The sequence below is a fragment of the Arsenicicoccus sp. UBA6765 genome (genome assembly GCF_002453335.1).
Classification (GTDB): Bacteria; Actinomycetota; Actinomycetes; order Actinomycetales; family Dermatophilaceae; genus Arsenicicoccus; species Arsenicicoccus bolidensis.
Genome location: NZ_DKGR01000066.1, coordinates 1 through 3637, shown reverse-complemented (window position 1 = coordinate 3637; position 3637 = coordinate 1). Strand labels below are relative to the sequence as shown.

The 3637-nt window shown below is 73.0% G+C and carries 3 protein-coding genes and 1 pseudogene; 2 read left to right on the top strand and 2 right to left on the bottom strand.

The genetic code is table 11. From position 1 onward, the window contains the following. Both B4K29_RS18220 and B4K29_RS18215 read right to left on the bottom strand, forming a co-directional pair. Window positions 1-369: pseudogene (locus B4K29_RS18220) on the bottom strand (hypothetical protein); the annotation flags it as partial. Beyond that, a complete protein-coding gene (locus B4K29_RS18215) occupies window positions 366-1229 on the bottom strand; it encodes a peptidylprolyl isomerase (RefSeq protein WP_286968445.1) in 864 nt (287 codons plus the stop codon). The pseudogene B4K29_RS18220 and the gene B4K29_RS18215, both read right to left, overlap by 4 nt. 206 nt (window positions 1230-1435) lie before the next feature. Here B4K29_RS18215 and B4K29_RS18210 point away from each other — a divergent pair, with 206 nt between their 5' ends. Both B4K29_RS18210 and hisS read left to right on the top strand, forming a co-directional pair. After that, window positions 1436-2137: an MBL fold metallo-hydrolase gene (locus B4K29_RS18210; protein ID WP_029212366.1), complete on the top strand. Its 702-nt coding sequence runs from the start codon at window positions 1436-1438 to the stop codon at window positions 2135-2137. Window positions 2138-2143: 6 nt separating this feature from the next. Then, window positions 2144-3517 carry a histidine--tRNA ligase gene (gene hisS / locus B4K29_RS18205; protein ID WP_239266596.1) on the top strand — a complete coding sequence of 458 codons (1374 nt, stop codon included), beginning with the start codon at window positions 2144-2146 and terminating at the stop codon, window positions 3515-3517. Window positions 3518-3637 lie beyond the last annotated feature (120 nt).

Genomic DNA, 3637 nt, shown 5'->3' with positions numbered 1-3637 from the left:
CTCCTGGGCGGGAGCCGACTCCTGGGCGGGAGCCGACTCCTCGGCGGCGGGCGTCGCCTCCGGCGCTGCGTCAGCCTGCTCGGCGGGGGCGGTCTCCTCGGTGGCCGGCGCGGCGGCCGGCTCGTCCATGGTGACGCCCTCGCTGGCGGAGGAGGTGGCCTCGGGAGTGACGTCGCTGCCCTCGCTCGCGGAGGTGCTCGTCTTGGTGGCGACGGTGCTGTCCGCGTCGGCAGGCACGCTCTCCTCCGCCGGCGCCTCGACGCCGGTCTCGGCGGGGGCGGCCTGCGGGGCCTCGGACGACACGGCAGCGTCGACCTCGGCGTCGACGGGCTGGGTGGTCGGCTGCTCGGGCTGATCGGACACAGTCATGCCTTCTTCTTGGTGACGGAGACCTCGAGGATGCTGATCGGGGTCTTCGGACGGCCGTCGCCTTGGCCGTTGGAGTCGTCGGACCCCGCCGCGGCGATCTGGTCCACAATATCCATCCCGCCGGTGACCTTGCCGAATATCGAGTAGCCACCTCCGTCGGTGGGCAGCGTCGAGGCCTGGTGGACGACGAAGAACTGGCCGCCGTTGCTGTTGGGGTCCTGCGTGCGGGCCATGGCGATCACGCCGCGGGGATAGGCCCCGTCGCCGGGCGCGTTCTCGATGCCGAAGCCGTAGCCGGGGGAGCTCGCACCCGTGCCCGTCGGGTCGCCGCACTGCAGGACCGACAGGCCCCCGGTGGTCAGGCGGTGGCACGGGCTGGGAGCCCAGTAGCCCTCGCGGGCCAGGTGCAGGAAGGACGCGACCGTCTGCGGCGCAGCCTTGCCGTCGAGCTCCAGCGTGATCGGGCCGCAGCTGGTCCGCAGCGTCGCGACCCAGGTCGCGCCCTCGGCGGTCGCCTTGTCCGGGACGGTCGTGAACTGCTTGGGCTTGGTCTGCGGGGCGGGCGGCGTCGTGCAGCGCCCCGAGGCGGTGCCGGTGGGGGCGGCGGCGGCGGACGGAGGTATGCCGGACGGGGTCGCCGCAGGTGTGCTCGCTGCCGTGGCGCCGGCAGCATCGGTCGAGTCGCCGCGCGGCCGCATCGACAGCGCCACCCCGACCACCGTCGCCAGCACGATCGCCACCGTCGCGATCACCGCCACCAGGCGTCGCGTCCGCTCGCGCTTCTCCGCCTTGCGCTGCTGCGCGGCCTGGACCTTGTCGTGGCGCCGCTTGGCCCGCGCGCGCTCCTGCTCCCTCGTCACGCGCCCGAGTCTAGGGAAAGCCATCGCGAGGCCTCGTCCGCCGCGCCTGCAGCGGACACATCTCGCCGACAGGGCGATAGCGGCTGCTCCGGTTGCCGGGGAGGCGCCATACCAGCCTCTCACCGGCCGCGTGAGGCGCGGCCGACCCGGTCTCGCGGGCGACGCCCCGTCCCCGCGCGTCCCCGGCCTCCCAGTAGGCTGACGCGGTGCTCGTACTCGCTTTCCCCGCCCAGGCCTTCGCCACCAACTGCTATGTCGTGGCCCCGGCCGCCGGCGAGCAGTGCCTCGTCGTCGACCCGGGCATCGGCGTGGTCGAGCAGCTCCGCGCCGTCCTCACGGAGCACCGCCTCAAGCCGGCCGCCGTCCTGCTGACCCACGGTCACGTCGACCACGTCCACTCGGTGACCCCGGTGTGCACCACGGGCGACGACGCCGACCTGGCGGCATACATCCATGCCGACGACCGCTATCGGCTCGCCGACCCGGCCGCCTCGCTCGACCCGCAGCTGGTCGCGATGTTCGAGCAGCAGTTCGGGCGCGCGTGGTCCTGGCGCGAGCCGCCGCGCGTCGAGTCGATCGTCGACCACCAGCACCTCGACCTGGCCGGGCTCGGCGTCGACGTGGCGCACGCGCCCGGGCATACCGAGGGGTCGGTGATGTTCACGCTCCCCGGCACGCCCGACGGCATCCCCGTCGAGGCCGAGCGCACCGTGCTCGCCGGAGACGTGCTCTTTGCCGGCTCCGTCGGACGCACCGACCTGCCCGGCGGCGACCACGAGGCCATGATGCGCAGCCTGCGCGACGTGGTGCTCCCGCTCGCCGACGACACCCTGATCCTGCCCGGCCACGGCCCCGCGACCACCATGGAGCGCGAGCGGGCCACCAACCCCTATCTCAAAGGACTCTGATCCACCGTGAGCGTCAAGATCGCCCCCCTGTCCGGCTTCCCCGAGTGGCTGCCCGCCGAGCGCGTCGTCGAGCAGCTCTTCCTCGACGTCATCCGCGAGACCTTCGAGCTGCACGGCTTCGTCAGCGTCGAGACCCGCGCCGTCGAGCCCGTCTCGCGCCTGGTCGGCAAGGGCGGTGACGCCGACAAGGAGATCTACGGCGTGCACCGCCTGGCCGGCGACGCCGACGGCGGCAGCGCCACCGACCCCGACGCCGAGGCAGGCGACCCCGACAAGGCGCTCGGCCTGCACTTCGACCTGACCGTGCCGTTCTCCCGCTACGTCCTGGAGAACGCCGGCAAGCTGACCTTCCCCTTCCGCCGCTACCAGATCCAGAAGGTCTGGCGCGGCGAGCGTCCCCAGGAGGGCCGCTTCCGCGAGTTCACCCAGTGCGACATCGACATCGTCGACGCGGGCTCGCTGGCCGCGCACTACGAGGCGGAGATGCCGCTGGTGATCGCCGACGTCTTCAGCAAGCTCCCGATCGGGGAGTACCGGATCCAGGTCAACAACCGCAAGATCCCCGAGGGCTTCTACCTCGGGCTCGGCCTGACCGACGTCGTCGGGACCCTGCGGATCGTCGACAAGCTCGACAAGATCGGGCCCGAGGGCGTCACCGAGCTCCTGGCGGAGGCCGGCGCGACGGACGAGCAGATCGGGCAGTGCCTCGCGCTCGCCGAGATCTCCTCCACCGACACGTCCTTCGCCGACCGGGTGCGGGCGCTCGGGGTCTCGCACCCGACCCTCGACGAGGGCCTGGCCGAGCTCACCGCCGTCATGGAGGCCGCCATGGCCCAGCGCCCCGGCGTCCTCGTCGCCGACCTGCGCGTCGCGCGTGGCCTGGACTACTACACCGGGACGGTCTACGAGACCCAGCTGGTCGGGCAGGAGTCCTACGGCTCGATCTGCTCCGGCGGTCGGTATGACGCCCTCGCCTCCGACGGGCGCACCACCTATCCGGGGGTGGGGATCTCGATCGGCCTGTCCCGGCTCTTGGCCAGGCTCGTGTCGACCGGCGTGGTCCGTGCGTCCCGCCCGACGCCCACCTGCGTCGTCGTCGCGCTCGGCGTCGAGGAGGACCGTTCCCGCGCGATGGCCGTCGCCGCGGAGCTGCGCGGTCGTGGCATCGCCACCGAGATCGCCCCCAGCGCAGCGAAGTTCGGCAAGCAGATCAAGTTCGCCGACCGTCGCTCGATCCCGTTCGTGTGGTTCCTCGGGGCCGACGGCGCGTCCGACTCGGTCAAGGACATCCGGTCCGGCGAGCAGGTCGACGCCGAGGCTGCCACCTGGACCCCGCCCGCGGAGGACCTCCGTCCGTCCCTCGAGCGCGTCGAGGCCTGAGCCCCGCTCCGGGCGGGCACCCGACGGGACGTGACCTGTCGGGGCGCGTCGGGTTGAGCCCAGGGCGGGCACCCGACGGGACGTGACCTGTCGGGGCGCGTCGGGTTGAGCCCAGGGCGG